Annotated in this window: 3 protein-coding genes and 1 pseudogene; all 4 read right to left on the bottom strand. The window is 70.3% G+C overall.

The annotated features are described in order from the left end of the window. Positions 1–69 precede the first annotated feature (69 nt). Entirely contained in the window at positions 70–450 is a 381-nt protein-coding gene (locus FHD68_RS18405) for an AAA+ family ATPase (protein WP_127898360.1), read from the bottom strand. A gap of 39 nt (positions 451–489) precedes the next feature. Continuing rightward, positions 490–1,155 (bottom strand): molecular chaperone DjiA, encoded by a 666-nt coding sequence (locus FHD68_RS18410; RefSeq protein ID WP_045999326.1) that lies wholly within the window; start codon positions 1,153–1,155, stop codon positions 490–492. A gap of 140 nt (positions 1,156–1,295) precedes the next feature. Beyond that, positions 1,296–1,790 (bottom strand): GNAT family N-acetyltransferase, encoded by a 495-nt coding sequence (locus tag FHD68_RS18415; protein WP_240542394.1) that lies wholly within the window; start codon positions 1,788–1,790, stop codon positions 1,296–1,298. After that, a pseudogene (locus FHD68_RS19240) lies at positions 1,787–2,060 on the bottom strand (hypothetical protein); the annotation flags it as partial. The gene FHD68_RS18415 and the pseudogene FHD68_RS19240, both read right to left, overlap by 4 nt.

Here is a 2,060-nt window from a genome sequence, read left to right on the forward strand (position 1 = left end):
TTCTCACCCCAGGAGTGCTGGAACTACTTCCACGCGGCAGGGTATGTATCAGGTTAATACAGAAACGCTTTAAAGCGCGATCTGCGGCTCGTCCGTGGCGGGGTCTTCGTCGGGGCGCAGCGTGTGGCCCAAGGGGGGCGGCGCGGGCGCGTCCTCACGGCGTCGGATCAGGATGTCGCCGTTGGGCAGACGTTCCGGCGCCTGATAGTTGCGGATGTCGTCGACCTGCGCCGCCAGATCCTGCAGAACGGGGCCCATCTGGCGTAGAGCGCCGGCGAGGTCCTGGGCCAGGGGCGACGTGGCGCCGGGCTCCTCCTCGCCCCATAACTGCCCCATGATCGCGCCCAGGCCGCGTTCCAGGAACCCCGGTTCCTCCGGCGCCTCTTGCGCAAAGGCGGGGGCGGACATCAGGGCAAGGCACAGGGCGGCGGGGGTCAGGATGCGTGTCATGGGCCATGAGATGGGCAGTGCCGGCCCGCCGCGCAAGGTTCAGGCGGCCCCGGCCTGCAGATTGCCGCGATAGAGGTTGCGATAGCTGTCCCAGGCCTCGTTCAGGCGACGGGTGCGGGCCTCGGCCAGGCGGATGGCTTCGGGGGGCAGGCCGCGGCCGATGGCGTGGTCGGGGTGGTTCTCGCGCAGCAGCTGGCGCCAGCGGCGCTTGACCTCGGGCAGCGGGGTGTCGGGGGCGACGCCTAGAACCTCGCAGGGCGGGCAGCCGGCGCCCTTGTCATGCCGCCGCCGGATCGCGGCGATCTGCGCGGGCGCCAGCCCGAAGATGCGACCGACCTCGTCCAGGAACGCAATCTCGGCGGGCTGCAGCGCGCCGTCGGCAACGGCGATGACGAACAGCCCCTCCATCACGTCCAGAAGGACCGGATCGCCGGGCTGGAACATCGACGCCATCTTGCGCGCCCAGGCATCGAAGCCGGCCACGTCCTTGCGGGCCAGATCGAAGACGCGGGCGGCGTTCTTCTCCTCGGAGCGGGGGATGATGAACACCCGGCGAAAGGCCGCGACCTCGGAGCGTTCGACGGTGCCGTCGACCTTGGCCAGCTTCGCCCCAAGCGCGATCACCGCAATGGTGAAGGCGACCGACCGTTCCGGCGGCGTCGCCGGACGATTCGTCCACAGGAACACGGTGATGCGGTCGGCCATCCGCTGCCAGAAGCTGCGGGGCCTTGGCAGGTCAGGGCAGGGGCCCGTGCAAGTCTCGGGGGTGGTGCAGCAATCCATGCCCCAAGGTTAGCGCTGAAACCGGCCAAGCGATAGGGGCGCATTGCCGCCGTGGCGGCATGCTAGGCCGAAAGATCGCGCCCCATCAGCACAAGGTCGTGAAACTGCCCGAATTTCCATCCCGCCGCCGGGATGCGGCCCCATTCGGCATAGCCCATGGCCCGGTGAAAGGCGATCGAGCCGTCGTTCGACCCGGTGATCCCGCCGATCAGGATGCGGTGGCCGCGCTGGCGGGCGTGGTCCTGAACGGCGGTCAGCATGGCCCGGCCGACCCCGCGTCCCCGCGCATCCGGAGCCGCGTGGATCGTGTGTTCCATGCTGCGCGCATAGCCCGCACCGCCGCGAAACTGGGAATAGGTGGAAAAGCCCAGAAGCCGGTCGCCATCGGCCGCCACGATGAAGGCCTGTTTGGCCGCCTGCCGCTCCGCGATCAGGGCCGCGATCTGGTCATCGCTGCGCTCATCGGGCCAGAAGGTGATGGCGGTGTCGCGGACGATGGGGTTCCAGATGGCCGCGATGGCGGGCACATCGGCGGCGGTCGCGTCGCGCAGGATCACAGCGTCACCTCTCCGTCCGGGGTTGCCAGGGTCGCGGTCAGGGGCGTCCCCGCCCCGGTCAGCATCAGCCGGCGGTCGTCCAGCTCAAGCCGGTCCAGCGGCAGGGTCAGCCGCGTCAGGCGCACGCCGCGATCGGGCAGGCGGTCGGACGGGTGCGGCCCGTCACCCCAGTCGATCAGCATGGGCTGCGCCCCGTCGCGCGGCATCTGGCCGGCCAGCGGCAGGGTCAGCCGCGTCAGGCGCACGCCGCGATCGGGCAGGCGGTCGGAC

This window comes from Paracoccus marcusii, assembly GCF_006151785.1.
GTDB lineage: Bacteria > Pseudomonadota > Alphaproteobacteria > Rhodobacterales > Rhodobacteraceae > Paracoccus > Paracoccus marcusii.

Coding starts and splice junctions, on each gene's coding strand:
- FHD68_RS18410 (WP_045999326.1), bottom strand. CDS start 1,155: ATGGCCGACCGCATCACCGTGTTCCTGTGGACGAATCGTCCGGCGACG.
- FHD68_RS18405 (WP_127898360.1), bottom strand. CDS start 450: ATGACACGCATCCTGACCCCCGCCGCCCTGTGCCTTGCCCTGATGTCC.